General features: G+C 75.3%; 25 protein-coding genes and 1 riboswitch. Of the genes, 16 read left to right on the forward strand and 9 right to left on the reverse strand.

What is annotated here, in order from left to right; all coding sequences use genetic code 11:
- The first annotated feature begins 131 nt into the window (after window positions 1-131).
- The 15 genes from msrA (at window position 132) to LPA27_RS02495 (ending at window position 16,636) form a co-directional block, all read left to right on the forward strand.
- Window positions 132-779: a peptide-methionine (S)-S-oxide reductase MsrA gene (gene msrA, locus LPA27_RS02425; RefSeq protein ID WP_228941373.1), complete on the forward strand. Its 648-nt coding sequence runs from the start codon at window positions 132-134 to the stop codon at window positions 777-779.
- 186 nt (window positions 780-965) lie between these two features.
- A complete protein-coding gene (locus LPA27_RS02430; RefSeq protein ID WP_228941374.1) occupies window positions 966-1,976 on the forward strand; it encodes an iron ABC transporter substrate-binding protein in 1,011 nt (336 codons plus the stop codon).
- A gap of 8 nt (window positions 1,977-1,984) precedes the next feature.
- Window positions 1,985-3,541: an ABC transporter permease gene (locus LPA27_RS02435; RefSeq protein WP_228941375.1), complete on the forward strand. Its 1,557-nt coding sequence runs from the start codon at window positions 1,985-1,987 to the stop codon at window positions 3,539-3,541.
- On the forward strand, window positions 3,538-4,599 hold the full coding sequence (locus LPA27_RS02440) for an ABC transporter ATP-binding protein (RefSeq protein ID WP_228941376.1): 1,062 nt from the start codon (window positions 3,538-3,540) through the stop codon (window positions 4,597-4,599). The genes LPA27_RS02435 and LPA27_RS02440 overlap by 4 nt, the downstream gene beginning before the upstream one ends.
- Window positions 4,596-7,136 carry an AMP-binding protein gene (locus tag LPA27_RS02445; RefSeq protein ID WP_228941377.1) on the forward strand — a complete coding sequence of 847 codons (2,541 nt, stop codon included), beginning with the start codon at window positions 4,596-4,598 and terminating at the stop codon, window positions 7,134-7,136. Before LPA27_RS02440 ends, LPA27_RS02445 begins: the two co-directional genes overlap by 4 nt.
- Complete coding sequence (locus LPA27_RS02450; RefSeq protein ID WP_228941378.1) at window positions 7,133-8,128, forward strand: bile acid:sodium symporter; 996 nt, start codon at window positions 7,133-7,135, stop codon at window positions 8,126-8,128. Before LPA27_RS02445 ends, LPA27_RS02450 begins: the two co-directional genes overlap by 4 nt.
- Before the next feature lie 144 nt (window positions 8,129-8,272).
- Window positions 8,273-9,103 carry an amidohydrolase family protein gene (locus LPA27_RS02455; RefSeq protein WP_228941379.1) on the forward strand — a complete coding sequence of 277 codons (831 nt, stop codon included), beginning with the start codon at window positions 8,273-8,275 and terminating at the stop codon, window positions 9,101-9,103.
- A 70-nt stretch (window positions 9,104-9,173) separates the two neighbouring features.
- Complete coding sequence (locus LPA27_RS02460) at window positions 9,174-9,698, forward strand: MSMEG_0572/Sll0783 family nitrogen starvation response protein (protein WP_228941380.1); 525 nt, start codon at window positions 9,174-9,176, stop codon at window positions 9,696-9,698.
- A 12-nt stretch (window positions 9,699-9,710) separates the two neighbouring features.
- Entirely contained in the window at window positions 9,711-10,793 is a 1,083-nt protein-coding gene (locus LPA27_RS02465) for an MSMEG_0568 family radical SAM protein (protein ID WP_228941381.1), read from the forward strand.
- The gene (locus LPA27_RS02470) at window positions 10,790-12,205 is read left to right on the forward strand and encodes an MSMEG_0567/sll0787 family protein (RefSeq protein ID WP_228941382.1); all 1,416 of its coding nucleotides are present in this window, start codon (window positions 10,790-10,792) and stop codon (window positions 12,203-12,205) included. Before LPA27_RS02465 ends, LPA27_RS02470 begins: the two co-directional genes overlap by 4 nt.
- Complete coding sequence (locus LPA27_RS02475; RefSeq protein ID WP_056904750.1) at window positions 12,202-13,122, forward strand: carbon-nitrogen hydrolase family protein; 921 nt, start codon at window positions 12,202-12,204, stop codon at window positions 13,120-13,122. The genes LPA27_RS02470 and LPA27_RS02475 overlap by 4 nt, the downstream gene beginning before the upstream one ends.
- The gene (locus LPA27_RS02480; RefSeq protein ID WP_228941383.1) at window positions 13,115-13,444 is read left to right on the forward strand and encodes an MSMEG_0570 family nitrogen starvation response protein; all 330 of its coding nucleotides are present in this window, start codon (window positions 13,115-13,117) and stop codon (window positions 13,442-13,444) included. Before LPA27_RS02475 ends, LPA27_RS02480 begins: the two co-directional genes overlap by 8 nt.
- On the forward strand, window positions 13,441-14,712 hold the full coding sequence (locus LPA27_RS02485) for an MSMEG_0569 family flavin-dependent oxidoreductase (RefSeq protein ID WP_228941384.1): 1,272 nt from the start codon (window positions 13,441-13,443) through the stop codon (window positions 14,710-14,712). Before LPA27_RS02480 ends, LPA27_RS02485 begins: the two co-directional genes overlap by 4 nt.
- On the forward strand, window positions 14,712-15,551 hold the full coding sequence (locus LPA27_RS02490) for a carbon-nitrogen hydrolase family protein (protein WP_228941385.1): 840 nt from the start codon (window positions 14,712-14,714) through the stop codon (window positions 15,549-15,551). The genes LPA27_RS02485 and LPA27_RS02490 overlap by 1 nt, the downstream gene beginning before the upstream one ends.
- On the forward strand, window positions 15,548-16,636 hold the full coding sequence (locus LPA27_RS02495) for an MSMEG_0565 family glycosyltransferase (protein WP_228941386.1): 1,089 nt from the start codon (window positions 15,548-15,550) through the stop codon (window positions 16,634-16,636). Before LPA27_RS02490 ends, LPA27_RS02495 begins: the two co-directional genes overlap by 4 nt.
- Window positions 16,637-16,641: 5 nt before the next feature.
- On the opposite strand, the gene LPA27_RS02500 is transcribed toward LPA27_RS02495, so the two are convergent.
- Window positions 16,642-17,298 carry an SAM-dependent methyltransferase gene (locus LPA27_RS02500; RefSeq protein ID WP_228941387.1) on the reverse strand — a complete coding sequence of 219 codons (657 nt, stop codon included), beginning with the start codon at window positions 17,296-17,298 and terminating at the stop codon, window positions 16,642-16,644.
- Window positions 17,299-17,399: 101 nt separating this feature from the next.
- Here LPA27_RS02500 and LPA27_RS02505 point away from each other — a divergent pair, with 101 nt between their 5' ends.
- Window positions 17,400-17,984: a helix-turn-helix domain-containing protein gene (locus tag LPA27_RS02505; protein WP_228941388.1), complete on the forward strand. Its 585-nt coding sequence runs from the start codon at window positions 17,400-17,402 to the stop codon at window positions 17,982-17,984.
- A gap of 9 nt (window positions 17,985-17,993) precedes the next feature.
- Here the strand turns inward: LPA27_RS02505 and LPA27_RS02510 are convergent, their stop codons facing one another.
- The 8 genes from LPA27_RS02510 to LPA27_RS02545 all read right to left on the reverse strand — a co-directional run bounded on the left by LPA27_RS02510 (window position 17,994) and on the right by LPA27_RS02545 (window position 25,894).
- The gene (locus tag LPA27_RS02510; RefSeq protein ID WP_228941389.1) at window positions 17,994-19,016 is read right to left on the reverse strand and encodes an ABC transporter substrate-binding protein; all 1,023 of its coding nucleotides are present in this window, start codon (window positions 19,014-19,016) and stop codon (window positions 17,994-17,996) included.
- Window positions 19,017-19,178: 162 nt separating this feature from the next.
- Window positions 19,179-19,967, reverse strand: coding sequence for an ABC transporter ATP-binding protein (locus tag LPA27_RS02515; RefSeq protein WP_228941390.1), 789 nt, complete (start codon window positions 19,965-19,967; stop codon window positions 19,179-19,181).
- Window positions 19,964-20,977 carry a FecCD family ABC transporter permease gene (locus LPA27_RS02520; protein WP_228941426.1) on the reverse strand — a complete coding sequence of 338 codons (1,014 nt, stop codon included), beginning with the start codon at window positions 20,975-20,977 and terminating at the stop codon, window positions 19,964-19,966. The genes LPA27_RS02515 and LPA27_RS02520 overlap by 4 nt, the downstream gene beginning before the upstream one ends.
- Before the next feature lie 132 nt (window positions 20,978-21,109).
- A riboswitch (cobalamin riboswitch) is annotated at window positions 21,110-21,290 on the reverse strand.
- 28 nt (window positions 21,291-21,318) lie between these two features.
- The gene (locus tag LPA27_RS19335; RefSeq protein ID WP_228941391.1) at window positions 21,319-21,672 is read right to left on the reverse strand and encodes a helix-turn-helix domain-containing protein; all 354 of its coding nucleotides are present in this window, start codon (window positions 21,670-21,672) and stop codon (window positions 21,319-21,321) included.
- A 30-nt stretch (window positions 21,673-21,702) separates the two neighbouring features.
- Window positions 21,703-22,695: an acetylxylan esterase gene (locus tag LPA27_RS02530; RefSeq protein ID WP_056862157.1), complete on the reverse strand. Its 993-nt coding sequence runs from the start codon at window positions 22,693-22,695 to the stop codon at window positions 21,703-21,705.
- A 69-nt stretch (window positions 22,696-22,764) separates the two neighbouring features.
- On the reverse strand, window positions 22,765-23,589 hold the full coding sequence (locus LPA27_RS02535) for a carbohydrate ABC transporter permease (RefSeq protein WP_228941392.1): 825 nt from the start codon (window positions 23,587-23,589) through the stop codon (window positions 22,765-22,767).
- Window positions 23,586-24,545 carry a carbohydrate ABC transporter permease gene (locus LPA27_RS02540; RefSeq protein WP_200920153.1) on the reverse strand — a complete coding sequence of 320 codons (960 nt, stop codon included), beginning with the start codon at window positions 24,543-24,545 and terminating at the stop codon, window positions 23,586-23,588. The genes LPA27_RS02535 and LPA27_RS02540 overlap by 4 nt, the downstream gene beginning before the upstream one ends.
- Window positions 24,542-25,894 (reverse strand): ABC transporter substrate-binding protein, encoded by a 1,353-nt coding sequence (locus LPA27_RS02545; protein ID WP_228941393.1) that lies wholly within the window; start codon window positions 25,892-25,894, stop codon window positions 24,542-24,544. The genes LPA27_RS02540 and LPA27_RS02545 overlap by 4 nt, the downstream gene beginning before the upstream one ends.
- Between the last annotated feature and the right edge of the window lie 116 nt (window positions 25,895-26,010).

A 26,010-nucleotide genomic window follows, 5' to 3' on the forward strand; every position in this document is an offset into this window, starting at 1 on the left:
ACCTCCTCGCGCGACCCGCCCCTGTCAACGGCCCAAGGTCCCCGGATCGGTCCCGATCAGGGGAGCTCGCCGGGAAGGTCGGCGCCACCGGCGGTGTTGCACACTCGTAGGCAACGACCCGAGGAGGTCCCGTGTTCTTCACCCGCAAGCAGACCGACCTGATCGCTCCCGAGCAGACCCTGCCCGGTCGCAGCGAGAGCCCCTTCCGACTCGCCGAGCGCCACGTCGTGCTCGACGCACCCGTGCGCATCGACGAGGCCCCCGAGGGCTACGAGGTCGCCGTCTTCGGCCTCGGCTGCTTCTGGGGAGCCGAGGAGATCTACTGGAAGACGCCCGGCGTCTGGTCGACGTCGGTGGGCTACGCCGGCGGCGACACGCCCAACCCGTCGTACGAGGAGGTGTGCTCGGGGCGCACCAACCACACCGAGGCCGTGCGGGTCGTCTTCGACCCCGCCCAGGTCTCCTACGCCGACCTCGTCAAGGCCTTCTTCGAGGTGCACGACCCGACCCAGGGCATGCGCCAGGGCAACGACGTCGGCACGCAGTACCGCTCGGCGATCTACTACACCTCCCCCGCCCAGGAGCAGACCGCGCGCGAGCTGACGAAGGTCTACGGTGACGAGCTGGCCCGCCGCGGCCTCGGCGAGATCACCACCGAGATCCGCGAGGTGCCGACGTACTACTACGCCGAGGATCAGCACCAGCAGTACCTCGCGAAGAACCCCTACGGCTACCGCTGCCACGCCAACACCGGCGTGCGGTTCCCGCAGACCGCCTGAGCAGCGCCACCACCGTCCGGCGCCCGTAGCCGGACGGGCACACCCCCGGGCCGCGGCCCTCCAGCACCGTGGAGGACCGCGGCCCTGCTGCTGCCCGGACGACCTGTGCCCGTCCTACTCGGGTGCGGTAACGTAGGTAAGCCTCGCCTCACTTGAACGGGGTTCACCTGACGTCGAAGGGGTCCCATGATCCGCCGCTCCCGGCTCGCTCCTGCCCTCGCGCTCGCGCTGCTCACGCCCGCGCTGGTCTCCTGCAGCGGTGACGACGGGCCGAGCATCACCGTCTACAACGCCCAGCACGAGCAGCTGCTCGAGGAGCTGGCGCCGCAGTTCACCGAGGAGACGGGGATCGAGGTCGAGCTGCGCAACGGCAAGGACCTCGAGCTGTCCAACCAGCTGGTGCAGGAGGGCGACGCGTCGCCGGCCGACGTGTTCCTCACCGAGAACTCCCCGGCCATGTCCCAGGTCGAGGAGGCCGGGCTGTTCGCCCCGCTGCCCGAGGACCTCGTCGCCCCGATCCCGGAGCAGTACCGCCCCGCCAGCGGGCTGTGGACCGGCTTCGTCGCGCGCTCGACCGTGCTCGTCTACAACACCGACCTGGTGGACCCCGACGAGCTGCCGAGCTCGATCCTCGACCTCGCCGACCCCGAGTGGGCCGGTCGCCTGTCCTTCTCCCCCACCGGCGCCGACTTCCAGGCCATCGTCGCCGCGGTGCTGGAGCTCGAGGGCGAGGACGCGACGCGGGAGTGGCTGGAGGGCATCAAGGCCAACGGCACGGTCTACGACGGCAACAACGTGGTGCTCGAGGCGGTCGACTCCGGTGAGTCCGAGGTCGGGATCATCTACCACTACTACTGGTACCGCGACCTCGCCGAGGGCGGCGACGTCAGCGACGACAGCGCGCTCTACTTCTTCGGCGACGAGGACCCCGGTGCGTTCGTGAGCGTCTCGGGCGCGGGCGTGCTCGCCTCGAGCGACGACGCGAGCGACGCCGAGAAGTTCGTGCAGTTCCTGGTGGACCGGACCGGCCAGCAGGCCCTGGCCGACAGCTACGCCCTGGAGTACCCCCTCAACCCCGACGTCCGGCTCGACCCCCCGGTCAAGCCCTTCGACGAGCTCCAGCCGCCCCGGGTCGACGTCTCCGACCTCGACTCGCGGACGGTGGTCGACCTCATGACCGAGGTGGGCTTCCTCTGAGCACCACGGTGACGGCGGTCCCTGCCGGCACCGGCGGTCGGCGGGCCCACCAGCGCGCGCCGTGGCCGCTGGTGCTCATCGGGCTCCTCGTCGCGGCCGCCTCCCTCGTCCCCCTCGGCTACGTGCTGTGGACCACCTCCGAGCTCGAGCCCGGGCAGGCGAGCGACTTCCTGGTCCGCCCGCGCGTGGGCGAGCTGCTGTGGAACACCGTGCGCCTGCTGCTCGTCGGGACCGCGCTCAGCGTGGCCCTCGGCACGGCCGCGGCGTGGGTGGTCGAGCGCACCGACCTGCCCGGTCGCGGCTGGTGGCACGGCCTGCTGTGCGCGCCGCTCGCGGTGCCCGCCTTCGTCAACGGCTACGGCTGGGTCTCCACCACCCACGCCGTGCAGAGCTTCGGCGGTGCCGTCCTGGTGGTGACGCTGTCCTACTACCCGCTGGTCTACCTGCCCACGGTCGCCGCGCTGCGCCGGCTCGACCCCAGCGTCGAAGAGGTGGCACAGTCGCTGGGCCACGGCGCCCGCGGCGTCTTCTGGCGGGTCACGCTGCCCGCCATCAGCCCGGCGGTCCTGGGCGGCGCCCTCCTCGTCGGGCTCCACCTCCTCGCCGAGTACGGCGCACTGCAGCTGCTCAACTACCCCACGCTGACCACCGCGATCCTCCAGCAGTACGCCACCGTGTTCAACGGACCGCAGGCCACGCTGCTCGCCCTGGTGCTGGTCGGCTTCTGCGCCGTGCTGCTCGTCCTCGAGCTGGCCCTGCGCGGGCGTCGGCGGCGCTCGCGCGTCGGGTCGGGGGTCAGCCGGACCGGCGAGCGCGTCCCCCTCGGGCGGAGCCGGGCCGCCGTCGTCGCCGGCCTCTCCCTGCTGGTCGCCCTGGCGCTCGTGGTGCCCGTGGCGAGCCTGCTGCGGTGGCTGGTGCGGGGCACCTCCACCCGGCTGGACGTCGACTCCCTGCTCGGTGCCCTCGGCTCCACCCTGGCCCTGGCCGCGGCCGGCGGTGCGCTGGCCACCGCGCTCGCGGTGCCGGTCGTGTGGCTCGCGGTCAGGCACCGCGGCCCGCTGGCCACGCTCGTCGAGCGCAGCACCTACGTCGCGGGGTCGCTGCCGGGCATCGTGGTCGCGCTCGCCCTCGTCACCGTGTCGATCCGGGTGCTGCCCGCGCTCTACCAGACGGTGGTGGTGCTGCTCGCGGCGTACGCCGTGCTGTTCCTGCCGCGCGCCGTGGTCAGCGTGCGCGCGTCGCTGGAGCTCGTGCCGCCCGGTCTCGACGAGGTGGCCCGGTCGCTCGGCTGCTCGGGCCCGGCGGCGGCCGCGCGGGTGACCGTGCCCCTCGTGGCACCGGGCCTGGCCGCCTCGGTGGCGCTCGTGTCGCTCGCGGTCTCGACCGAGCTGACGGCCACGCTCCTCCTGGCCCCCATCGGCACCGAGACCCTCTCGACCCGATTCTGGTCCGACGCCTCCTCGGTCGCCTACGGCGCCGCGGCCCCCTACGCCCTCGCGCTGGTGCTGCTGTCGGTGCCGGCGACGTGGCTGCTGGGCCGCGTCTCGCTCGGAGGGGCGTCGTGACGGCCGCGGCGCCAGCGCTGGAGGTGCGCGGCCTGAGCGTGGGCTACGGCGACGGCGACGTCGTCCACGACCTCGACCTCACCGTGACCGACGGGGTCACCGCCATCCTCGGCCCGTCGGGCTGCGGCAAGACCACGCTGCTGCGCACCGTCGCCGGGTTCGTCACCCCCCGCACGGGGACCGTCACGGTGGCCGGCCGGCCCGTGGTCGCCGACCGGACCGCGGTCGCCCCGCGGCACCGGCGGCTCGGCTACGTGCCCCAGGAGGGCGGGCTCTTCCCCCACCTCGACGTCGCGGCCAACGTGGTCTTCGGGCTCCCCCGCTCCCAGCGACGGGCCGCACGCGCCACCGTCGCGAGCCTCCTCGAGCTCGTCGACCTCCCCGACACCCTCGCCGACCGCTATCCCCACGAGCTGTCGGGCGGCCAGCAGCAGCGGGTCGCCCTGGCCCGGGCGCTGGCTCCCCGCCCCTCCATGGTGCTCCTCGACGAGCCCTTCTCCTCCCTCGACGCCGGCCTGCGGGAGGAGACCGGCCGCGCCGTCGTGCGGGCGCTGCGCCGGCGGGGTGCGGCCGCGCTGCTGGTGACCCACGACCAGGGCGAGGCGCTCTCCCTGGCCGACCAGGTCGCGGTGATGCACAGCGGGCGGCTGCTCCAGGTCGGCCGGCCGGCCGCGGTCTACCTCTCACCGGCCGACGAGCGCGTCGCCGACTTCGTCGGCCTGTCGGTGTTCCTCGACGGCACGGTCGAGGTGTCCGCGCCCGGCGCGGTGCGCTGCGCCCTGGGTGAGATCGGACTGCGTGGCCCGGCGCCGGCCGGCCCGGTGCGCGTGGCCGTGCGCGCGGAGCAGGTGCAGGTGACCCCGGCCGACCGTGGTGTGGCCGCCGAGGTCCTCGACACCAGCTTCTTCGGCCACGACGCCACCGTCCGGGTGCGGCTGGCCACGGGCGAGCTGGTCGTCGCGCGCACGCCGGCGGGCGTCGTGCCCCTGCCCGGGGAGAGGGTCGGCGTCGTCGTGACCGGCGACGTGGTGGCGTTCTCGTCGGACCGTCGGCCGTGACCGCGCTGCCCGCGTCCGGTCCGCTCGGCACCCGGCCGGACCCCGACCCCGACCTCGACCTCCACCTCGACCTCGACCTGCTGGGGGGCGACCACGGTGACGTCGCCCTCGTCGACGGCGACCGCCTGGTCACCTACGGCGAGCTCACCGGGCTGGTCACGGCCCGGGCCGCCTCCCTCGGCGGGACCCGACGGCTCCTCGCGGTCCGCGCCCGCAACGACCTCGACTCCGTCGTCGACCTCCTCGCCGCGTGGGCCCGGCGCCTCCCCGTCGTCCTGCTGGGTGCCGACGACGCCGCGCGCCACCGCGAGGTGGAGGAGCGCTTCCTCGGGGCCGCCGACGCGGACCTCCACCCCGACCTGGCCCTGCTCCTGTCGACCTCGGGCTCGACCGGCTCGCCCAAGCTGGTGCGCCTCTCGCGCGCCAACGTGCTGGCCAACGCCGACAGCATCGGCTCCTACCTCGCTCTCACCACCGAGGACCGCGCGATCACCTCGCTGCCGATCCACTACTGCTACGGCCTGTCGGTGCTGACCTCCCACCTGCGGGCCGGTGCGGCCGTGGTGCTGACCGGTCTCTCGGTGACCGACGAGTGCTTCTGGCGCCTGGCCCGTCGCCACCGCGTCACCAGCCTGGCCGGCGTGCCCCACACCTTCGACCTGCTGGACGCCTCGGGGTTCGCCGAGCGCGACCTGCCCGACCTGCGCTACCTCACCCAGGCCGGCGGACGGCTCGCGCCCGCCACGGTCCGGCGCTTCGCCGAGCTGGGTCGACGGCGCGGGTGGGACCTCTTCGTCATGTACGGCGCCACCGAGGCCACCGCCCGCATGGCCTACCTCCCGCCCCACCTCGCCGCGAGCCGGCCCGACGCCATCGGGCTGCCCGTGCCCGGCGGCGACCTGCGTCTCGCGCCGGTCGAGGGCCGGGACCTCCCCGACGGCGTCGGGGAGCTCGTCTACTCCGGGCCCAACGTGATGATGGGCTACGCCCTGGAGCGTGGCGACCTCGCGCGGGGCGTCGAGCACCACGAGCTGCGCACCGGCGACCTCGGCCGGCAGTGCGACGACGGGCTGTGGGAGGTCGTGGGACGCCTCGACCGCCACGTCAAGCTCTTCGGGCTGCGCCTCGACCTCGGACGCCTCGAGGAGGTGTGCACCGTCCCCGTCCGCCTGGTGGAGCACGACGGCCGGCTCCACGCGTTCGTCGACCGCCCCCGGTCGGCGGCGGCGGCGCGCGCGTCGCTGCGGGCGGCCAGCGGCCTCCCCCACGGAGCCGTGGTGGTGCACACGCTGGCCGCGGTGCCCCTCACGTCGAGCGGCAAGGTCGACCACGCGGCCCTGCGTCGCCACGCCGCCTCCACGGCCCGGGAGGCCTCGGCGCACGACGAGGGGGCGGGCCCGGTCACCGCCGAGCGTCTGCGCGACCTCTACGCCGTCGTGCTCGGTCGGCCCGACGCCACGACCGACGACAGCTTCGTCGACCTCGGCGGCGACTCGCTGGCCTTCGTGGAGACCTCCACGCGACTCGCCGGCCTGCTCGGCGACCTCCCGGCCCACTGGCCGCACCTGACCCCCGTCGAGCTGGCGCGCAGGGCGCGTCCCGTGCGCGCGTGGACCACCCTCCTCGAGGTGCCGACGATCCTGCGCGCCGCGGCGATCCTGGCGATCGTCGCGTCCCACACCGACCTGGTGAGCGTCATGGGTGGAGCCCACGTGCTGCTGGCGGTCGCGGGCTACAACGTCGCGCGCTTCGCGCTGCCGGTGGAGGGACGCCGGCCCCGGACCCGCGCGATCCTCGCCACGGTCGCCGCGTTCGCCGTACCCGCCTCGGTCTGGATCCTCGTGGCCGGGGCGGTCACCGGCGACTACCACCCGGCCACGGCGCTCTACCTCAACCAGCTCCTCGGGCCCGACCGGTGGACCGACGACTGGGAGTTCTGGTTCCTCGAGGTCCTGGTGTGGAGCCTGCTCGCGCTGGCCGCCCTCCTCGCCGTGCCCGCCGTCGACCGGTGGCAGCGGGCGCACCGCTTCGCGGCCGCGATGGCCGCCGTGGTGGGCACCGTCGCGCTCCGCTTCGTGCTCGTGGGATGGAGCACCGCCTCGCTGCAGGAGTACGCCGTCGCGACGGCCGCCTTCTGCGTCGCGCTGGGGTGGGCCGCCGCCGAGGCGCGGACCCCGGCGCAGCGGGCGGTCGTGGCGGCGTCGGTGGTCGTGGCCCTGGGGGGCTACTTCGGCGAGGACACGACCAGGCAGGTCGTCGCGGTGCTCGGCGTCGCCGCCCTCCTCCTGCGCCGGCCGGTGAGGGTGCCGGCGCCGGTGGCACGGCTACTCGTGCCCGTCGCCCAGGCCTCGCTCTGGATCTACCTGACGCACTGGCAGGTCTACCCGCCCCTGGAGGACGCCGGGCACCCCTGGGCCGCGCTGGTGGCGAGCCTCGTCGTCGGCCTCGCCGCGGCGCGGGTCCACCGGCTCCTCCTGGCCGCCCGCCGGGCGGTCGCGCCCGCCCCCGCCGAGCCGGTGCCCCGGCCGCCGAGGTGAACGGCCCAGGACCCACCGCGCCCAGCCGCACGCTCGTCACGTGGTGGGACTCCCACCAGGTCGCGCTCTACCTCGTCGCGATCCTGGGCGGGGCAGTCCTCGGTCTCGCGGCCCCCCGGGCCGCCCCGTCGCTCGAGCACGCGATCAACCCGGCGCTGGCGCTGCTGCTCTTCGCGACCTTCCTGGGGGTGCCCCTCGTGGAGGTCGGCCGGGCGTTCGGCGACCTCCGCTTCCTCGCAGCGGTGCTGGGCGGCAACTTCCTGGTGGTGCCGCTCCTCGCCTTCGGGCTGTCGCGGTTCGTCGCCGACGACCGGGGGCTGACGCTCGGCGTGCTGCTGGTGCTGCTGACCCCGTGCATCGACTACGTGATCGTCTTCGCCGGCCTGGCCGGTGGCGCCCGGGCCCGGCTGCTGGCGGCGGCGCCCCTGCTGATGCTCGCGCAGGTGCTCCTCCTCCCGGCGTACCTCCTCCTCTTCGCGGGCGGCGACGTCCTCGCGGTCGTGGAGCCCGCGCCGTTCGTGGAGGCCTTCCTCGTCCTGATCGTGGTGCCGCTCGCCGCTGCGGCGCTCGTGCAGGCGCTGGGACGTCACCACCGCTCCGGGCGCGCCGTCGAGCGCGCCACGGCCGGCGCCATGGTGCCGCTGATGATGCTCACGCTGACCGTCGTGATCGGGTCCCAGATCGCCGCGGTCGGCTCCGAGGCGCTGCAGCTGGCCCGCCTGGTGCCCCTCTACGCCGCCTTCGTGGTGCTCGCCGTGCCGGTCGGCCTGGCCGCGAGCCGGTCCGCCGGGCTCGACGTGCCGGGCACGCGTGCGGCCGTCTTCTCCGTGGCGACCCGCAACTCGCTGGTCGTGCTGCCGCTGGCCCTCGCGCTCCCCGAGTCGCTTGCGCTGGCCCCGCTGGCCGTCGTCACCCAGACCATGGTCGAGCTGCTGGCCATGCTGGTCCTCGTGCGGCTGGTCCCCCGGCTCGCGCCGTCGACGCCGACCTGAGGTTCCACCGTCGCGGGCTGGTGCACCCCCACCCGTGGCGCGGCTCGCGGAGCCGGCGCAGGTAACACGACCCTTACGCGTGGCGCCGCGGATCGTCTTCCGCGCGAAACCACCCGGCAACACCGCGGGCGTTGGCTTCTCGCCATGACCCGCACCGCCCACCGCGACGCCCACCGGCACATCGGCCAGCTCCCGGCGTACCGCTTCTACGGCGGCCCACCGATCAGTCCCGACACCACGGCGCTGGAGACCGTGGCCGAGCTCGTCGCGACCCTCGACGCCGAGGGCACCGAGCGCGCGCTGGTGCTGCCCAACTACGGCGTGCCGGACCCCGCGGTGGCCTTCGGGCTCAACCACCTCGCCCTCGAGGCGGCGCAGCGCGACGACCGCGTGCGCTGCGGCCTGTGGGTGAGCCCGCAGCAGAGCGACGCGGCGCGCAACGACGAGGCTCTCGCCCTGGCCCGCGAGGACGGCGTGGTCGCGCTCAAGACCAGCTTCCTGCTGGGCGGGGCGCCCGACGCCCCCGACTGCGCCGAGCAGCTCGACCGGATGTTCACCACCGCCGCCGAGCTCGACCTCGTCGTGCACGTGCACACCTCGCCGGGTGCCGCCTCCGACGTCGACCGGATCAGCCGTCTCGTGGAGAGCTACGGCGACGCCACCAAGATCCACCTCGTGCACCTGGGCGGGGGCATGAGCGGCCACCTCAAGCTCGTCGGCGGCCTCTTCTTCGACTGGATCGAGGCCGGCAAGCAGGTCTACACCGACACCAGCTGGGCCATCGGCTTCGCGCCGGCCTGGCTGGCCCAGGAGATCGAGCGCCGCGGCGTGGGCCACGACCGGGTCCTCTTCGCCACCGACGCCCCCTGGGGCGACTTCGCCGGTGAGCGCGCCCGCCTGGCCGCGGCGGCCGGCGACGGCGCGCTCGCCGACGCCTTCTTCCACGCCAACTTCGACGCCCTCTACGGCACCTGAGACCCCACGGCACCACCCGCACCACCACCACGCACCACCCCAGCCCCGCACCCCAACCGAGGAGCCGCACATGTCCGTGTTCGACGACGAGATCCTGGCCGCGATGGAGAAGTCCCGCTCGGAGATCCCCCACCCCAGCCAGGAGAAGGGCACCAACCTCTACGGCTCGACCAAGCTCTTCCCCGACTACCAGGCCGGCGAGGGACAGTCCTGGCTGACCCTGGTGCACGGCATCCCGCACGAGTCGTCGGTGTCGTTCGTGGCGGTCCTCCAGACCACCCGCGCGCTGCGCAAGGGCTTCGACGCCACCCTCTACTTCTACGGCCCCGGCGCCCTGGCCTGCGCCGACACCCGCGGCTTCCCCACCACCGGCGACGTCGCCTTCCCCGGCAACCAGAACATGAACGACGCCATCAAGACCTTCATCGCCGAGGGCGGCACGGTGCTGTGCTGCCGCTTCGGGATGGCCCTGCACGGCCAGCGCGAGGAGGACCTCATCGAGGGCGTGATCCCCTGCCACCCGCTCGACGTGCAGGACGCCGTCATCCACTTCGCCAACAAGGGCGCCATCATCAACTCCGTCTACAACCTCTGAGCGGCTGACGTCATGACGGCCGACACCCGCGTGGACGTGGCGATCCTGGGCATCCGCCTCGCCGACCCGTCCGACGCCCCGGTCGCGCGCCGCGCGGGCGCCGGCCCCAGCGACGACGGGCACCTGCTGCTCGACGGTGTGGGGGCGGCGGTGCCGCTCAACCCGCGCAGCCCCTACACCGTGAGCGGCGGCAAGCTGCTCCTCGACGGCGCCGACACCGGCATGGGGGTCGAGGCGGTGGCCCGCCCCCGCTTCTACGACCTCCGGACCGCCGACGGCGTCCCCTACGAGCAGATCGCGCGGCTGCACTCCAGCAACGTGCTGGCCACGACCGTCGTCCAGACCTGCGTGCGGTACGCCGAGGCCGAGCGCTGCCGCTTCTGCGCGATCGAGGAGTCGCTGCGCGCCGGCGCGACGGTCGCGGTCAAGACGCCGGCGCAGATCGCCGAGGTGGCCCGCGCCGCCCACGACCTCGACGGCATCACCCAGCTGGTGATGACCACCGGCACCAGCAACGGCCGCGACCGCGGGGCGACCCACCTGGCCCGCTGCGTGCGGGCGGTGCGCGAGGTGCTGCCCGACCTGCCGATCCAGGTGCAGTGCGAGCCGCCGGGCGACCTGGCCTCGCTCCAGGAGCTCCACGACGCCGGCGCCCGCTCCATCGGCATCCACGTGGAGTCCCTCGACGAGGCCGCCCGCCTCGCCTGGATGCCCGGCAAGGGCTCGGTGGCGCTCGCCGACTACCGCGCCGCCTGGGCCGAGGCCGTGCGCGTCTTCGGGTGGAACCAGGTCTCGACCTACCTCCTCGTCGGCCTCGGCGAGGACCCCGACGAGCTCGTCGCCGGGGCGGTGGAGCTCATCGAGATGGGGGTCTACCCCTTCGTCGTGCCCTTCCGCCCGCTGGCGGGCACGCTGGCCGTCGACGTCGACGGAGCCGTCGCCCCGAGGCCCGCCGACGTCTACCGGGTCACCACCGAGGTCGCGGCCGCGCTGCGCGCCCACGGCATGCTGGGCTCCGACCAGGCGGCGGGCTGCGCGGCCTGCGGGGCCTGCTCGGCGCTCGGCTCGTGCTCCTCGGCGGAGGCCGCGTCGTGACCGGCCTGGTCGACGAGGTGGTCCTCACCGGCGCCCGCCGGGCGGCTCCGAGCCTCGACGCCTTCGTCGTGGTGCGCGCCGGGGCCCGCCAGGTCGCGGCCTACCACGCGCTGCGCCGCGAGGTGTTCGTGCGCGAGCAGGGCCTCTTCGACGGCTCCGACCGCGACGACGTCGACGACGACCCGCGCACCGTGGTGCTGGTCGCCGTCGCCACCCACCCCGACGCCGGCGGCGAGGTGCTCGGCGGCGTGCGGCTCCACCCCGCCACCGCCGGGCGCGACCTCGGCTGGTGGCGCGGCTCGCGGCTCGCGGTGGCCTCCGACGCCCGGCTGCTGCTGGGCGTCGGCGCCGCCCTGGTGCGCGCGGCCTGCGCCGCGGCCGAGGCCGCGGGCGCGCTGCGCTTCGACGCCACGGTGCAGGCGCAGAACGAGCCCCTCTTCCGCCGCCTCGGCTGGGTGCCGCGCGAGCGCACCCACCGGCACGGCCACCCCCACGTGGTCGTGGACTGGCCGATCGGGCGGGTGCAGCGGCTGGTCGACGCCACCAAGGCCGCCCTGGGCGGCCTGCTCGACGAGCTGTCGGCCGGGGTGCCGCCCGGGTTCCTGGGCGACGACGGCGCGCCCGTGCCCGGCTCCGACCTCGTCGCCGCCTGCGACGCCGTGCTCCCCTCCATGGTCGAGCGCGACCCCGAGTGGGCCGGCTGGTGCGCCGTGCTGGTCAACCTTAACGACCTCTCCGCCATGGGCGCCGCCCCCGTCGCGCTGCTCGACGCCCTCGGCGCCCGCGACGCCTCCTTCGCCCGCCGCGTCCTGCGCGGGCTCACCGACGCCAGCCGCGCCTGGGGCGTGCCGGTCGTCGGCGGGCACACCCAGCTCGGCGTGCCCGCCGCCCTGTCGGTCACCGCCCTGGGCCGCACCTCGCGCCCCGTCGCCGGCGGCGGCGCCGACCCGGGGCAGACGCTGCGGGTCACCGCCGACCTCGGCGGCGGCTGGCGCCCGGGCTACACCGGGTCGCAGTGGGACTCCTCCAGCCACCGCACCGGCGCGCAGCTGCGGGCCCTGGCCGGGGTCGTGCCCGCGCTGCGGCCCACCGCGGCCAAGGACGTCAGCATGAGCGGCGTGGTCGGCACCACGGGCATGCTCGCCGAGGCCTCCGGCTGCCGTGCGGTGCTCGACGTCGCGGCCGTCCCGACCCCCGAGGGGGCGGCGTACGGCGACTGGCTGACCTGCTTCCCCGGCTTCGCCATGGTCACCGCCGAGGCGGCACCGGCCCGCGCGGCGCTGCCCCCCTTCGTCACCTCCGCCGCCTGCGGCGAGCTCACCTCCGGCGCGGGCGTCGGCCTGCGCTGGCCCGACGGCGTCGTCACCGACGCCGTCACCTCCACCGTCACCGGAATGGGGTCCTCCCGATGAGCACCACGCCCACCACGCCCGGCACGCCCGGCACGCCCGGCACGCCCGGCACGCTCACCGTCGGGGCCGTCAGCGCAGGCTTCGGGCGCGACCTCGACGACAACCTGCGCCAGGTCGGCGACCTGGTGGCGCGGGCTCGCGAGCGCGGCACGTCGCTGCTGGCGCTGCCCGAGGCCTGCCTGGGCGGCTACCTGTCGGTGCTCGGCTCGGGACGCGACGGCACGCACCCCGACGCCCCCGACTCGCTCCCACCCGTGCTCGACGCCGACGGACCCGAGCTGCGCCGCGTGGCCGCGCTCGCCCGCGAGATGACGCTCGTGGTCGGCTTCTGCGAGTCCGACGGCGGCCGACGCTTCAACAGCGCCGCGATCGTCTCCGGCGAGGGGGTGCTCGGCGTGCACCGCAAGGTGCACCAGCCCCTCGGCGAGAGTCTCTACTACGAGGCCGGCGACGTCTTCCGCGCCGTCGACACCGCCGTCGGGCGACTCGGCGCCCTCATCTGCTACGACAAGGCCTTCCCCGAGGCGGCCCGCGGCCTGGCCCTCGACGGCGCCGAGACCGTCGTGTGCATCTCGGCCTGGCCGGCCTCGCGCACAGCCACGGCCGGCGACCTGGCCGACGACCGCTGGAAGCGGCGCTTCGACCTCTTCGACCAGGCCCGGGCGCTGGAGAACCAGGTCCTCTGGGTGGCCTCCAACCAGGCCGGCACCTTCGGGTCGCTGCGCTTCGTCGGCTCGGCCAAGGTCGTCGGACCCGGCGGCGACGTGCTCGCCGCCACCGGCACCACCGAGGGCGTCGCCTACGCCCGGGTCGACGTCGAGGAGCTGCTCGGCACCGCCCGGCGCGCGATGTTCCACCTGCGCGACCGGCGCCCCGACCTCTACGTCGAGCACGAGCGGGTCGCGGCGCATGCCTGAGATGACGGTCTCGGTGCGCTGGCCCGACGGCAGCCTCCAGGACTGCTGGTCGCCCTCGCTGGTCATGCACGACCACCTCGCCCCCGGCGCCCGCTACACCGTCGCCGACTTCGCCCACCGCGCCACGACCGCGCTCGCCGAGGCCGGCGAGCGCGTGCGGCAGCGCTACGGCTTCGCCTGCACCTCGGCCGCCGCCAGCGCCGAGCTGGTGCGGCGCCGAGCCGCCGCGCACCGCCCCGACGACCTCGTCGAGGTCGTGCGGATGTGGCCCCCGCTGCCCGCCGCCGCACCCACCAGCCCCACGACCCCGGAGCGCCCATGACCACCGTGCACACCACCGTCGCCGTCGTCGGCGGCGGCCAGGCCGGGCTCGCGACGAGCTGGTGCCTGACCCGCGACGGGATCGACCACGTCGTGCTCGAGGCCGCCACGGCCGCCCACGAGTGGGCCGACACCCGCTGGGACAACTTCACCCTGGTCACCCCCAACTGGCACTGCCGCCTGCCGGGCTACGCCTACGACGGCCCCGACCCCGACGGGTTCATGACCCGCGACGAGGTCGTGGCCTGGCTCGGGGGCTACGCCGCCACCTTCGACCCGCCGCTGCGCGAGCACACACGGGTCACCGCCCTGCGCCAGGGCGAGGCCGGCGGCTTCGTGCTCGAGAGCACCGGCCCCGACGGGGAGACCACCTGGAGCGCGGAGCACGTGGTCGTGGCCACCGGGGGCTACCACGTGCCGATCGTGCCGCCCTGGGCCGCGGCGCTCGACCCGGGCCTCACCCAGCTGGAGTCGGCCCACTACAAGCGCGCGGCCGACCTGCCCGACGGCGGCGTGCTCGTCGTCGGCAGTGGCCAGTCCGGCACCCAGATCGCCGAGGACCTCCACCTCGAGGGCCGCCAGGTGCACCTCGCCCTCGGCGACGCCCCGCGGGTCGCGCGCACCTACCGCGGCCGCGACTGCATGACCTGGCTGGCCGACATGGGCCTCTACGACACCGCGGTCGCGCAGTACCCCGGAGGCCTCGCGGCCCGGGAGAAGACCAACCACTACGTGACGGGGCGCGACGGCGGCCGCGACCTCGACCTGCGCCTGCTGGCCTCGCAGGGCATGCGGCTCCACGGCCTGCTGGCCGGCGGCCGCGGCACACGCCTGGAGTTCCGCCCGACGCTGACCGCGGCGCTCGACGCCGCGGACGCGACCTACAACTCCATCTGCGCCGACATCGACCGCTGGATCGAGCGCGAGGGGATCGACGCCCCGCCGCCCTCGCGCTACTCCCCCGTGTGGACCCCCGACGCCGACCCGCTCGAGCTCGACCTGGCCGCGGCCGGCGTCACCAGCGTGGTGTGGGCCATCGGCTACCGCCCCGACTACCGGTGGGTCGGCGTCGGCGCCTTCGACGGCAGCGGGCGCCCCACCCACCACCGCGGTGTCACGGCGGTGCCGGGGCTGTCCTTCCTCGGCCTGCCCTGGCTGCACACGTGGGGCTCGGGACGCTTCCTCGGGATCGCCCGCGACGCCGAGCACGTGGCGGCCACCATCCGCGAGTCCGTGGGGGCGCGGCCACAGGTGCGCCGGGTCTCCTAGTGCCGGTCACCATCGGTGCCGTCGCCGCGCACTTCGGGCGCGACCTCGACCGCGCGCTGGCCAAGGTCGAGGGCATCGTCGTGGACGCGCGGGCGGCCGGCTGCGACGTCGTCGTGCTGCCCGACGCCGCCCTCGGCGGCTACCTCGACGACCTGCGCACCCCCTCCGGCCCGCCGCCCGCGCTGCTCCCCGACTCCGAGGAGCTGCGGCGGGTGGCCCGGATCGCCGGCGACACGGTGGTCTGCCTGGGGTACGCCGAGGCCGCCGACGACGGCAGCGGACGCATCTACAACGCCGCGGTCTGCCTCACCGGCGACGGCGTGCTCGGCCACCACCGCAAGGTGCACCTTCCGGCCGGCGAGTCGCGCGTCTACGTCCCCGGCGACGCCTTCCGCGCCTTCGACACCCCGGTCGGTCGCCTCGGCCTGCTCATCGACTACGACAAGACCTTCCCCGAGGCGGCACGCGCGATGGCGCTCGACGGCGCACGTGTCCTGGCCTGCCTCTCGGCCTGGCCCGCCTCGGTGACCGACCGCGCCGAGCGGCTCGTGCACGACCGGCAGGCCCGCCTCTTCGACCTCTACGACTGCGCCCGGGCCGCGGAGAACCAGGTCGTCTGGGCCTCCTCCAACCAGACCGGCTCCCTGGGCTCGCTGCGCTTCCTGGGTCAGGCCAAGGTGGTGGGCCCGGGCGGCGACGTGCTCGCGCGCACCTCGACCAAGGGCGGGCTGGCCGTCGCGACGGTCGACGTCGACGGCGAGGTCGCCCGGGCCCGCCGCACGCTGCACCACCTCGACGAGCTCAGCCGCTCGGCCTATGCCCCGGGGAGGCACCCATGAGGATCGCCCTGCTGACCTACTCCACCAAGCCCCGCGGCGGGGTCGTGCACACCCTCGCGCTGGCCGAGGCGCTGGCGGGCCTCGACGGGCTCGACGTGCACCTGTGGACCCTCGGCCGCGGGGGTGACACCGCGTTCTTCCGCCCCGTCGACCCGGCGGTCACCGTGCACGCGGTGCCCTTCCCCGACCTCGGCGACGAGGTCGGCCCCCGCATCCTGCGCTCGATCGACACCCTCGACCGGGCCTTCGCCGCCGAGCGCGACGCCTACGACGTGGTCCACGCCCAGGACTGCATCAGCGCCAACGCCGCCATGCGCTCGGGGCCGTGCGTGCGCACCGTGCACCACCTCGACACCTTCACCACCCCCGAGCTGGTCGCCTGCCACGAGCGCGCCGTGGTCGAGCCGGTCGCGCGCGTCTGCGTCTCGGCCGCCGTCGCCGCGGAGGTCGAGGCCGGCTGGGGCCTGCCGGCCACCGTCATCGCCAACGGCGTCGACGCCGCCCGCTTCGAGGCCGGCGGGCGCGACACCGAGGGCCGCGCCCGCTGGCGACGGCGGTGCGGTCGCTACGTGCTGGCCCTCGGCGGCATCGAGCCCCGCAAGGGCACCCTCGACCTGCTCGAGGCCTACGCCCTGGCCCGGCGCGAGGTGCCCGACCTTCGCTTCGTGCTCGCCGGCGGCGAGACCCTCTTCGACTACCGCGACTACCGCGCCGCCTTCGACCGCCGCGCGGCCGAGCTGGGCGTGGAGCCCGAGGTGCTCGGCGTGGTCGCCCACGACGCCCTGCCCTCCCTGGTCGCCGAGGCCGCCGCCCTGGGCTTCGTGTCCACCCAGGAGGGCTTCGGCCTGGCCCCGCTCGAGGCCCTCGCCGCCGGGGTGCCCGTCGTGGCGCGCGACCTGCCCGTGCTGCGGGAGGTGCTCGGCGACCACGTCGCGTACGCCGGCACCTCGGACGCGATCGCCGCCGCCCTGCTCGACGCCCTCGCCGCCCCGCCCGACCCCGCCCGCGGCCGGGCCCACAGCCACGGCTTCACCTGGCGGCGCGCCGCAGCGGAGCACCTCGCCTTCTACCGCGCGCTGGGCTGAGCCGCTCAGCGGCGCCGGGCACGCACGACGGCGTCGTGCACCGCCACCTCCCGCCCGTCGGGCACGGTGACGGTGCGGCGCGACTCGGTGGCCGTGACCACCTCCCACCGCGCCGGGTCGAGCCGCGCCACGACGTCGGCGGCGCGCACCGAGGCCTCCGCCGGCGGTCCCGCCTCCTCGCCGTGCCCGTGCCCGTGCCCGTGACCGGAGCCGTGCTGGTGACCCTCGTCGTGGAGGTGACCGACCAGCAGCAGCGTGCCGCCGGGGGCGACCCAGCTGGCGAGACGGTCGTAGAAGTCCAGCTGCGGGGTGGCCGGGTGGGCGTAGTGGGTGGTGACGAGGTCGAAGCGCTCCTCGGGCTCCCAGACCGACAGGTCGGCCTCGACCCACCGGACCCGGTCGGCGACCCCGGCCGCGTCGGCCCGCTCGGCGGCCCGGGCGAGCGCGTCGGCGGCGATGTCGGCGCCGGTCACCCGCCAGCCGGCGCCGGCCAGCCACACCGCCTCCACCCCGGCGCCGCAGCCGGCCTCGAGCGCCGTGCCGGGCTCGAGGTCGCGGGTACCGGCCACGAGGTGGGGGTGGGGCCCACCGGCGGCCATGGCCAGGGCGCGGTCGCCGCGCCAGACGCCCTCCCAGTAGTCCTTGTCGAACGCGTGCGTCACGGGTCTCCCTCCGTGGCCGCCACCGCGGCGGCCGTGGCTCCCGACGATGACGGACCGGACCACCTCTGGCAATCACTGTTGCCGAACGGCAAACTGGCCCGGTGACCCATCCCCGGGAGCAGGCCGAGAGCACCCTCGACGCCGTGGGCCCACGGCTGCGTGCCCTGCGCCAGCACCGCGGCCTCACGCTCGGTGAGCTCGCCGACGAGACCGGCGTGTCCACCAGCACGCTGTCGCGGCTCGAGTCGGGGCTGCGCCGCCCCACCCTCGAGCAGCTGCTGCCCCTGGCCCGCGCCCACGGGGTCACCCTCGACGAGCTCGTCGACGCCCCGGCCACGGGCGACCCCCGGGTGCACCTGCGCCCGGTGGCGACCGGTGACGGCGGCAGCGTGATCGCACTGACCCGACGCCCGGGCGGCATCCAGGCCTACAAGTTCGTGCTACCCACCGGGCGCGACGACGCGCGCCCCACCCTGCGCACCCACGAGGGCCACGACTGGGCCTACGTGCTCGACGGCACGCTGCGCCTCGTGCTCGGCGAGCACGACCTGCGCCTGGGCCCCGGCGAGGCCGTGGAGTTCGACACCCGCACGCCGCACTGGTTCGGGGCGACCTCGGCCGGCCCGGTGGAGTTCCTCAGCCTCATCGGGCGCCAGGGCCAGCGCGCCCACCTGCGCGCGCCCTGAGCCGGGGACTCAGGGCCGCAGGTCGTGGGCGGGCTCGATGCCGGAGGCGGGCAGCAGGTCGACCTCCTCCAGGGCGGCGCGCAGCTGCTCGGCGGCGTCGATGTTCAGCGGGCTGCTGACCCAGGCGGCGTAGGGCAGGTCGAGGAAGCGCTCCTCGCGCACCGCGGGCAGGTCGCGGGTCGCGGGGTTGGCCTGCAGCACGGCGACCTTCTGCTCGAAGCTCTGGCCGGGGTAGTCGACGAAGGCGATGTAGTCGGGCCGGGCGGCCGCCACCCGCTCCCAGGAGACGGTGGTCCAGGTGTCGGCGACGTCCTCGGTGGCGTTGCGGGCACCGGCCGCGTCGATGACGCCCTGCGGCCCGCCGTAGGAGCCGCTGGTGAAGGGCGAGGCGGTGCCGCTGTCGAAGAGGAACACGGTGGGCGTCTTCGCGGCCCGCGGCGCCTGCCGCAGCCGGGCCAGGCGCTCCTCGACGTCGGCGACCCGGGCGGCCGCGTCGTCCTCGTGCCCGGTGAGGCGGCCCAGCGCGGTCAGGTCGGTGCTCAGCGCGGTCCAGGGGTCGACGACGCCGCGGCTCTCGCCGTCGCCCTGGCGGCACGACTCGGTGAGGGTCCACGCCGCGATGCCGCGCTCGGCCAGCCCGTCGGGGGTCAGACCGGCGTCCTCGTCCCACCCGTAGCTCCAGCCGGCGAGCATGAGGTCGGGGCGCTGGAGCAGGACGTTCTCGACCGTGGGGCGGTCCTCGCTGGCCACCGGGAGGTCGGCCACGACGTCCTCGCCGTAGACCCGGGCCAGGGCCTCGGCGTCGTCCTGGAGCCCGCTGATGCCGGCGACGGCGTCGGCCGCGCCCACGGCGAGCACCATCGCGATCATGCCGCCGTCGTAGACGTAGAGCCGCTCGGCCGGGTCGGGGTAGGCGCGCTCCTCCCCGCAGTTCTCGAGCACGAGCGAGGCGCCGGTCGCGCCCGGCGAGCCCGCCGCCGGGCCGGTCGCGGGGCCGGCACCGCACGACGTCGTCAGGGCCAGGACCGCCACGGCGGCGAGCGCGGAGACAGGGCGGACGGCGAGGAGACGGACCGGGATTGGACGGACGGGGAGGGGACGGTGCACGGGGGACCTGCCTTCGGGAGGGAGGAGCGACGGGAGGGCGGCGGGAGGGTGGCGGGAGGGCGGTGGGCCGACGCGGCGGGAGCCGGGTCAGCGCAGGTGGCGGCCGGGGCCGACGACGAGGTGGTGGCGACCCCGCGAGTCGCTGAGGTGGGCGGCGTCGACGCCGAAGACCCGGGCGACGACGTCGCGGGTGAGCACGTCGTGCGGTGCACCCGCGGCGTGGACCCGGCCCTCGTGGAGCACGACCACCTGGTCGGCGTAGGCCGCGGCGAGCGCGAGGTCGTGCAGCGCGGTCAGCACGGTGCGCCCGGAGGCGCGCAGCAGCGCGAGCAGCGCCACCTGATGGCTGACGTCGAGGTGGTTGGTCGGCTCGTCGAGCACGAGCAGCTCGCAGTCCTGCACCAGGCCGCGGGCCAGGCAGACCCGCCGCCGCTCGCCGCCCGAGAGCTGGGCGCAGGGCCGGTCGAGGGCGGCGTCGAGCCCGACCTCGGCGAGGGCGGCGCGGGCGTGGGGCCGGTCGCCGTCGCCGCGCGCCCACGGCCGGTGGTGGGGCAGGCGCCCCAGCGCCACGAACTCCCCCGCGGTCATGTCGGCCGGCGGGCTCTCCTCCTGCGCCACGAACGCCACGACCTGCGCCCGGCGGCGCGCCGGCAGGTCGTGGACCTCGCGGTCGCCGACCAGCACCGCCCCGGTCTCGGGGCGCGTCAGGCCCGCCAGCGTGCGCAGCAGCGTCGTCTTCCCCGAGCCGTTGACGCCGAGCACGGCGGTGGTGCTGCCGGGTGCCAGGTCGAGGTCGACACCGCGCAGCACGACGCGCCCGCCGACCGCGCACGACAGCGCCCGGGCCGTCAGGGCCGGTGCGGGCCGGCCGCTCACGCCCCGCCCCCGAAGTGGTAGCGCCGGCGCCCGAGCAGCAGCAGGAAGACCGGCGCGCCCACGAGGCCGGTGACCACGCTCAGCGGGATCTCCTGCGGGCTCACGACGGTGCGGGCGACCACGTCGACCCACACCAGGAAGACCGCGCCACCGAGCGCGGCCACCGGGAGCATCGCCCGGTGGCCGCCGCCGACGACCAGGCGCGCCAGGTGGGGCACGACGAGGCCGACGAAGCCGATGCCCCCCGAGACCGCCACCAGCACCCCGACGAGGGCGGAGGTGAGGACGAAGAGCGCGATCCGCAGCGCCGCGACCGGCACGCCGACCGCGGCGGCGGTGTCGTCGCCGGTGGCCAGCGCGTCGAGCCAGCCGTGCACGCCGACGACGAGCACCGCCGCCACCAGCACCGCCGCCGCGGGCGCCACCAGCTGCGCCCAGGTCGCGCCCGCGAGCGAGCCGAGCAGCCAGAAGAGCACCGACTCGGTCGCGCGGGGCTCCTCGCCGAGGAAGACCATGAGGCTGGAGACCGACGAGAAGGCCGACGACATCACCACCCCGGTCAGCACCAGCCGCAGCGGGGTCAGGCCGCCCTGGGCCAGCGAGACCCCGAAGACGAGCACCGCCGCGCCGAGCGCCCCGAGCAGGGCGCCCACCGACAGCGCCCACGCCCCGAGCGCGGCGAGCGCACCGAAGGCGATGACCGCCGTCGCCCCGACGCCGGCACCCGCCGAGACCCCGAGCAGGTAGGGGTCGGCCAGCGGGTTGCGCACCAGGGTCTGCATCGCCGTGCCGGCCAGCGCGAGCCCGGCGCCGACCACCGCCGCCATCAGCACGCGCGGGGCGCGCAGCTCCCAGACGATGACGTCGAGCACCGGGTCGGGGCCCGGGCGCCCGTGCAGAACGCGCTCGCGCACCACGTCGACGACCCCGCCCACCGGCAGCCGCTCCGAGCCCAGCGCGAGGGCCACCACGAGCGAGACGGCCAGGGCCGCCAGCAGGCCCAGGTGCAGCGCGAGCCGCGGGCCGCGTCGTACGCCGGGCGGGGGCGGGTCGGCGGCGCGCGCGGGCGCGGTCGGCGGGGCGGGACGGGTCACGGCCACAGCGGGTCTCGCATCTGTCGGGGACCCGAGTCGCGCGGGCCGGCATCGGTCAGGCGAGCCAGCCGGTCTTCGGACTCGAGTTCGTCCCGGTGGGACACCTTCCCAGGCCACGGGCCCAGTGGTGCGTCGTCCCACCAGTCACTCTCACCGCTGCGCGTCAGCTCCGGATTCTCACCGGATTCCCGCACATCGTCAGATGTGTTCTGGCTCGCGGCGAAGTTAGCACGCCGCGGTCGCCCCCGGCGCCGCGCTCACCGGGCCCGGGCGGTCGAGGCCGCGGCGGTGCAGACGGTGTAGCCGAGCTCCCGCGCGGCCGCCTCCACCTGCGCGCGGGTCGAGGCGCTGACCCGGGGCGAGCCGGCGAGGGCGCGCGAGACCGTGGCGGGCGAGACCCCGGCGCGGGCCGCGACGTCGGCCATCGTGGCCGCCCCGGGCCCGGAGCCGCGGCCCGCTCCGTGCGCCAGGTCGGCGGCCGGGGCGAAGCGCTCGTAGCCCACCCGTCGGGCGACGGCGCGCACGTGGTCGCGGGTCGCGGCGCCGACGCCCGGGGCGTCGTTGAGCGCCCGGGAGACCGAGGCCACCGAGACCCGCGCCTCCCGGGCCACGTCGGCCACGGTGACCCGCGCGGGCACGGCTCAGGCCCGGCCGGGGGTGGGGCCGCCGAGGAGCTTGGCCAGCCACTCCAGCTGGGCCGCCTCCTGGTGGAACTGCCCGCCCTCGTGGTCGTTCCAGGGGTAGACGACCAGCTCGCTGGGCCCGCCGTAGGTGTTGCGGGCCGCGTGCACGGTGGAGGGCGGGCAGACGGTGTCCATCAGCGCCACCGACATCAGCGCGGGCGCGCTCGCGCGGCGCCCCAGCACCGCCGCGTCGAAGTGGGCGAGCGTGGCGAAGGCGCGGTCGGCGGCGTCGCGGTGGGAGGCGAGGAAGGCCGCCACCTCGAGGTAGGGGCCGGTCGAGGCGATGGCCACCCCGCGCGGCATGTCGCACAGGAAGGGCACGTCGGCGAGCACGCCGGCCAGTCCGTCGTGCAGGCCCGAGACGGCCAGCGCGATGCCGCCGCCCTGGCTGACGCCGGCGACGACGACCCGGTCGCGGTCGACGCCCGGCAGCGCGACACCGGCGTCGACCGCCAGCACCGCGTCGGTGAAGAGCCGGCGGTAGTAGTGCCGGGCCGGGTCCTCCAGGCCCCGCGTCATGAAGCCCCCGAGGTACGACGGTCCGTGCCCGTGGGGGTCGGGGGTGTCGCCGACCCAGCCGCCGCCGGAGCCCTGGCCGCGGCTGTCGACGTCGAGGGTGGCGTAGCCCGCCAGCGTCCAGTGCGGCACCTGGTGGGGCAGGCCGCGGCCGCCGGTGTAGCCCTGGTAGCGGATGACCAGCGGGAGGTCGCCGCCCACCCCGGCGGGGCGGCGGTACCACGCCCGCACGGGCTCGCCGTCGTAGCCGCTGAGGGTCACGTCGCTCACCTCGACCAGGGGCAGGCGGGCGTCGACGGGCTCGACCCGGGGAGCGCGGGCGCGCGCGCGGGAGGCCTGGAGGGTCTCCTCCCAGAAGGCGGCGAGGCCGGTGGGCTCGGTGACGCTGCCGCGGTAGGCGGCGAGCTCGGCGGCGGGAAGGTCGTACTGGGGCACGGTGGTCCTCGAGGGGTCGGGAACGGGCGCGGACGGGCGTGGACGGGAGGGGCGCGCAGCGGCGGGCGGTCAGCCCTTGACGGCGCCCTGGAGCAGCGCGCGGGAGAACTGGCGCTGGAAGAGCACGAAGACCGCGACGGTGGGCGCCAGGATGAGCAGCGAGCCGGCGGAGAGCAGCACGATGTCGGTGCCGTACTGGCCCTGGAAGGCGCCGAGCGCGCCGGCCATCGTGCGCTTGCTGGGGTCGCTGACCAGGACGATGGCGAGGATGAACTGGTTCCAGGTCCACAGGAAGAGCAGGATCGCCAGCGACGACAGGGCCGGCACGGCCAGCGGCAGGTGGATGTGGCGGAAGGTGCGCCAGGCCCCGGCGCCGTCGACGTAGGCCGCCTCGGAGAGCTCGACCGGCACGGTGAGGAAGTGTGCCCGCATCCAGAAGACCGCGAAGGGCATGTAGAGCGCGATGAGCGGCAGCACGAGCGCGGCGCGGGTGTTGAGCAGCCCGAGCGCCTCGATCTGGTAGTAGAGCGGCGTGATGAGCGACTCGAACGGGATGGTGAGCCCGAGCACGAAGAGCAGGAAGATCCACGACGCGCCGGGCACCTTGAGCGAGGCCAGCCCGTAGCCGGCCAGGCTGGCCAGCACCAGCGCAGCGGGCACGACGCCGGCCACGATGAGCATGCTCGAGACCAGCAGCGGGGTGAGGTCGGCGACGCGGTAGGCGTCGACGAAGTTGTGCCACTGCGGGTCGGCGGGCCAGCTGAGCCCGGTGGGGATGCTGCCCTGCGGCTGGAGCGCGGTGAGCAGCAGGCTGGCGAAGGGCACGAGGGTCAGCACCATGAAGACGACGAGGAGGCCCCGTCCGGCGAGGTCGGCACGGCGGGTCGCGGTCACTGGTCGGCCCTCTGGGTCAGTCGCTGGACGGGGACGATCGTGACGAGCACCAGCACCATGAGCACGACGGCCATGGCCGAGGCCTGGCCGATCTCGCGCTCGGTGAAGGCGAGGCGGTAGATCTCCACCCCGGGCACCATCGTGGAGCGGCCGGGACCGCCCTGGGTCGAGATGTAGATGATGTCGAAGCTGGCCAGCGCCGCGATCATCGTGACCGTGACGCAGACGCCCAGCTCGCGGCGCAGACCGGGCAGGGTGACGTGGCGCAGCTCGCTGAGCCGCCCGGCCCCGTCGATGCGGGCCGCCTCGTACAGCGAGGGGTCGATCTTGCTGATGCCGGTGAGCAGCAGCAGGGTGCACAGGCCGAGCATCACCCAGGAGCCGATGAGCCCCACCGCGGGCAGCGCGGTCTCGAAGTCGGCCAGCCAGGGCCGGGCGACGTCGCCGAGCCCGATCGCGCGGAGCACCTCGTTGGCGATGCCGTCGCTGGAGTAGACCCAGTCCCACACGATGCCGGCGGCCACCAGCGGGATGACCTGCGGGATGAAGAGCACGGTGCGCGAGACGGTCGCGAAGGGACCCGGTCGCAGCCCGTGCATCAGCGAGGCCGCGACCAGGCCGAGCACGACGGGCACGACGGTGAAGAACAGGATCAGCTCGAAGGCGTGCAGCAGCGTCTCTAGCTGGTCGGGGTCGGTGAGCACCCGACGGTAGTTCTCCGCACCCACCCACGTGGCGGGGCCGATGCCGTTCCAGTCGTAGAGCGAGTACTGCACCGAGGTGCCGAGCGGGAAGAGCACGAAGTAGCCGTAGAAGGCCAGGGCCGGCGCGACGAAGGCCAGGTGGCCCCACCGGCGCAGGCCGCCGGGGCGGGGACCGCGCCGGGGTGCGCGGCCCGTGGCGGCCGGGGAGGTCAGGGCCTCCCCAGCCGCCACGGGAGCTGCGGAGACGCTCACGACGACAGCTCGTCCTCGTAGGTCGCCTGGAGCGCCGGGGGGACGTCGGCGCCGCTGGTGCGGCCGTCGAGGAGCGACTGGAGCTCCGGGCGGATCGAGTTGGCGTAGATGCCGGAGGTGGCGTTGGCGATGAAGTCCACCAGCACCCCCGACTCCCCGATGGTCTGGGCGCCGGCGAGGGTCTGGGCGATCAGCGAGTCGGGGTCGACCTCGGGCAGCGGCAGCGAGGCGGGCCCGCCGGGGGCGGCACCGCCCTGCTCGACGACGATCTCGCGGGCGGTCTCGTCGGTGTGGACCCAGTTCAGGAAGTAGGCCATCTCGTCGGCGTGCTCGGCCTTGGCCGGGATCGCGTAGGTGTTGGGGGCGCCCATCGCGACCGGGGCGTTGCCCTCCTCGACGGGGGGCATGAGGAAGAAGCCGACGTCCTCGCCCATCGAGGAGTCGAGGTTGGCCGACTCCCAGTCGCCGTTGAACATGAACAGGCCCTCGCCGTCGACGAAGCGGCCCATCATCGTGGTGTAGTCGAGGCTGTTGGCGTCGGAGGGGAAGTAGCCCTCCTCGGCCCAGCGCCCGATGTAGTCGGCCGCCTCGACGGCGGCCGGGGTGTCGATGGTGGCGCCGGGCTTCTGGTAGGTCCACGCGGCCACCTCGGCCGGGTCGCCCATCTGGTTCAGCAGGGCCTGGAAGGGGAAGGCCACGCCGCCGATGTCGTTGAACTGCACGATCGGCTGCTCGCCGGCGGCCTTGGCCTCGGCCATGGCGTCCTCGAGCTCGTCGATGGTGGCCGGCGGCTCCTCGAGCCCGATCTCCTCGGCGATGCGGGTGTTGTAGTAGACGCCCGTCACCGAGTAGCCCACGCCCATGGCGTAGAGCGAGCCGCTGCCGCGGGTGCCGTCGTCGTCGACCCGGAGCTGCTCGAGCTGCGACTCGGGGAACTCGTCCCAGCCGAAGGCGTCGTAGTAGGGGTCGAGGTCGAGCAGCAGCCCGTCCTTGGCCGCGTCGACGATCGTGGGCAGGCGGATGAGGTCGGGGGCGTCGTCGCTGGCCATGACGCGCGGGGCGTTCTCGGTCAGCGCGGCGAACTGGTCGCTGCGGATGTCGAAGGTGATGTTGGGGTGCTGGCGGGTGAACTCCTCGCTCAGCTCCTCGACCAGCGGGAAGCCGGTCTCGAGGTAGAGGTCCAGGGTCACGTCCTCGTCGGTGAGCTCGGTGCCCACCTCGCGGTCGGGGTCCTGGGTCGCGGTCTCGTTGCCCGACCCCGGCGCGCCGCAGCCGGCCACGGCCAGCACGGAGAGGGTCGCCACGAGGCCGGTGAGCCGGGCGGGGAAGCGGACGGTCGTCCTGGTCACGGGTGCTCCTTCGATCGGGGTGCCGCGGGTGGGACCCGAGTCCGCGACGGCGCCAACCTAAGTGGCGTCCGTCACGCGCGTCAACAACTTCTTGTAAAGCACTTTTATGGAACGAT

The organism is Nocardioides sp. Leaf374 (assembly GCF_916862475.1).
In the GTDB taxonomy this organism is placed as follows: domain Bacteria; phylum Actinomycetota; class Actinomycetes; order Propionibacteriales; family Nocardioidaceae; genus Nocardioides; species Nocardioides kribbensis.

Coding starts and splice junctions, on each gene's coding strand:
- LPA27_RS02430 (WP_228941374.1), top strand. CDS start 966: ATGATCCGCCGCTCCCGGCTCGCTCCTGCCCTCGCGCTCGCGCTGCTC.
- LPA27_RS02460 (WP_228941380.1), top strand. CDS start 9,174: ATGTCCGTGTTCGACGACGAGATCCTGGCCGCGATGGAGAAGTCCCGC.
- LPA27_RS02475 (WP_056904750.1), top strand. CDS start 12,202: ATGAGCACCACGCCCACCACGCCCGGCACGCCCGGCACGCCCGGCACG.
- LPA27_RS02455 (WP_228941379.1), top strand. CDS start 8,273: ATGACCCGCACCGCCCACCGCGACGCCCACCGGCACATCGGCCAGCTC.
- LPA27_RS02465 (WP_228941381.1), top strand. CDS start 9,711: ATGACGGCCGACACCCGCGTGGACGTGGCGATCCTGGGCATCCGCCTC.
- LPA27_RS02495 (WP_228941386.1), top strand. CDS start 15,548: ATGAGGATCGCCCTGCTGACCTACTCCACCAAGCCCCGCGGCGGGGTC.
- LPA27_RS02480 (WP_228941383.1), top strand. CDS start 13,115: ATGCCTGAGATGACGGTCTCGGTGCGCTGGCCCGACGGCAGCCTCCAG.
- LPA27_RS02485 (WP_228941384.1), top strand. CDS start 13,441: ATGACCACCGTGCACACCACCGTCGCCGTCGTCGGCGGCGGCCAGGCC.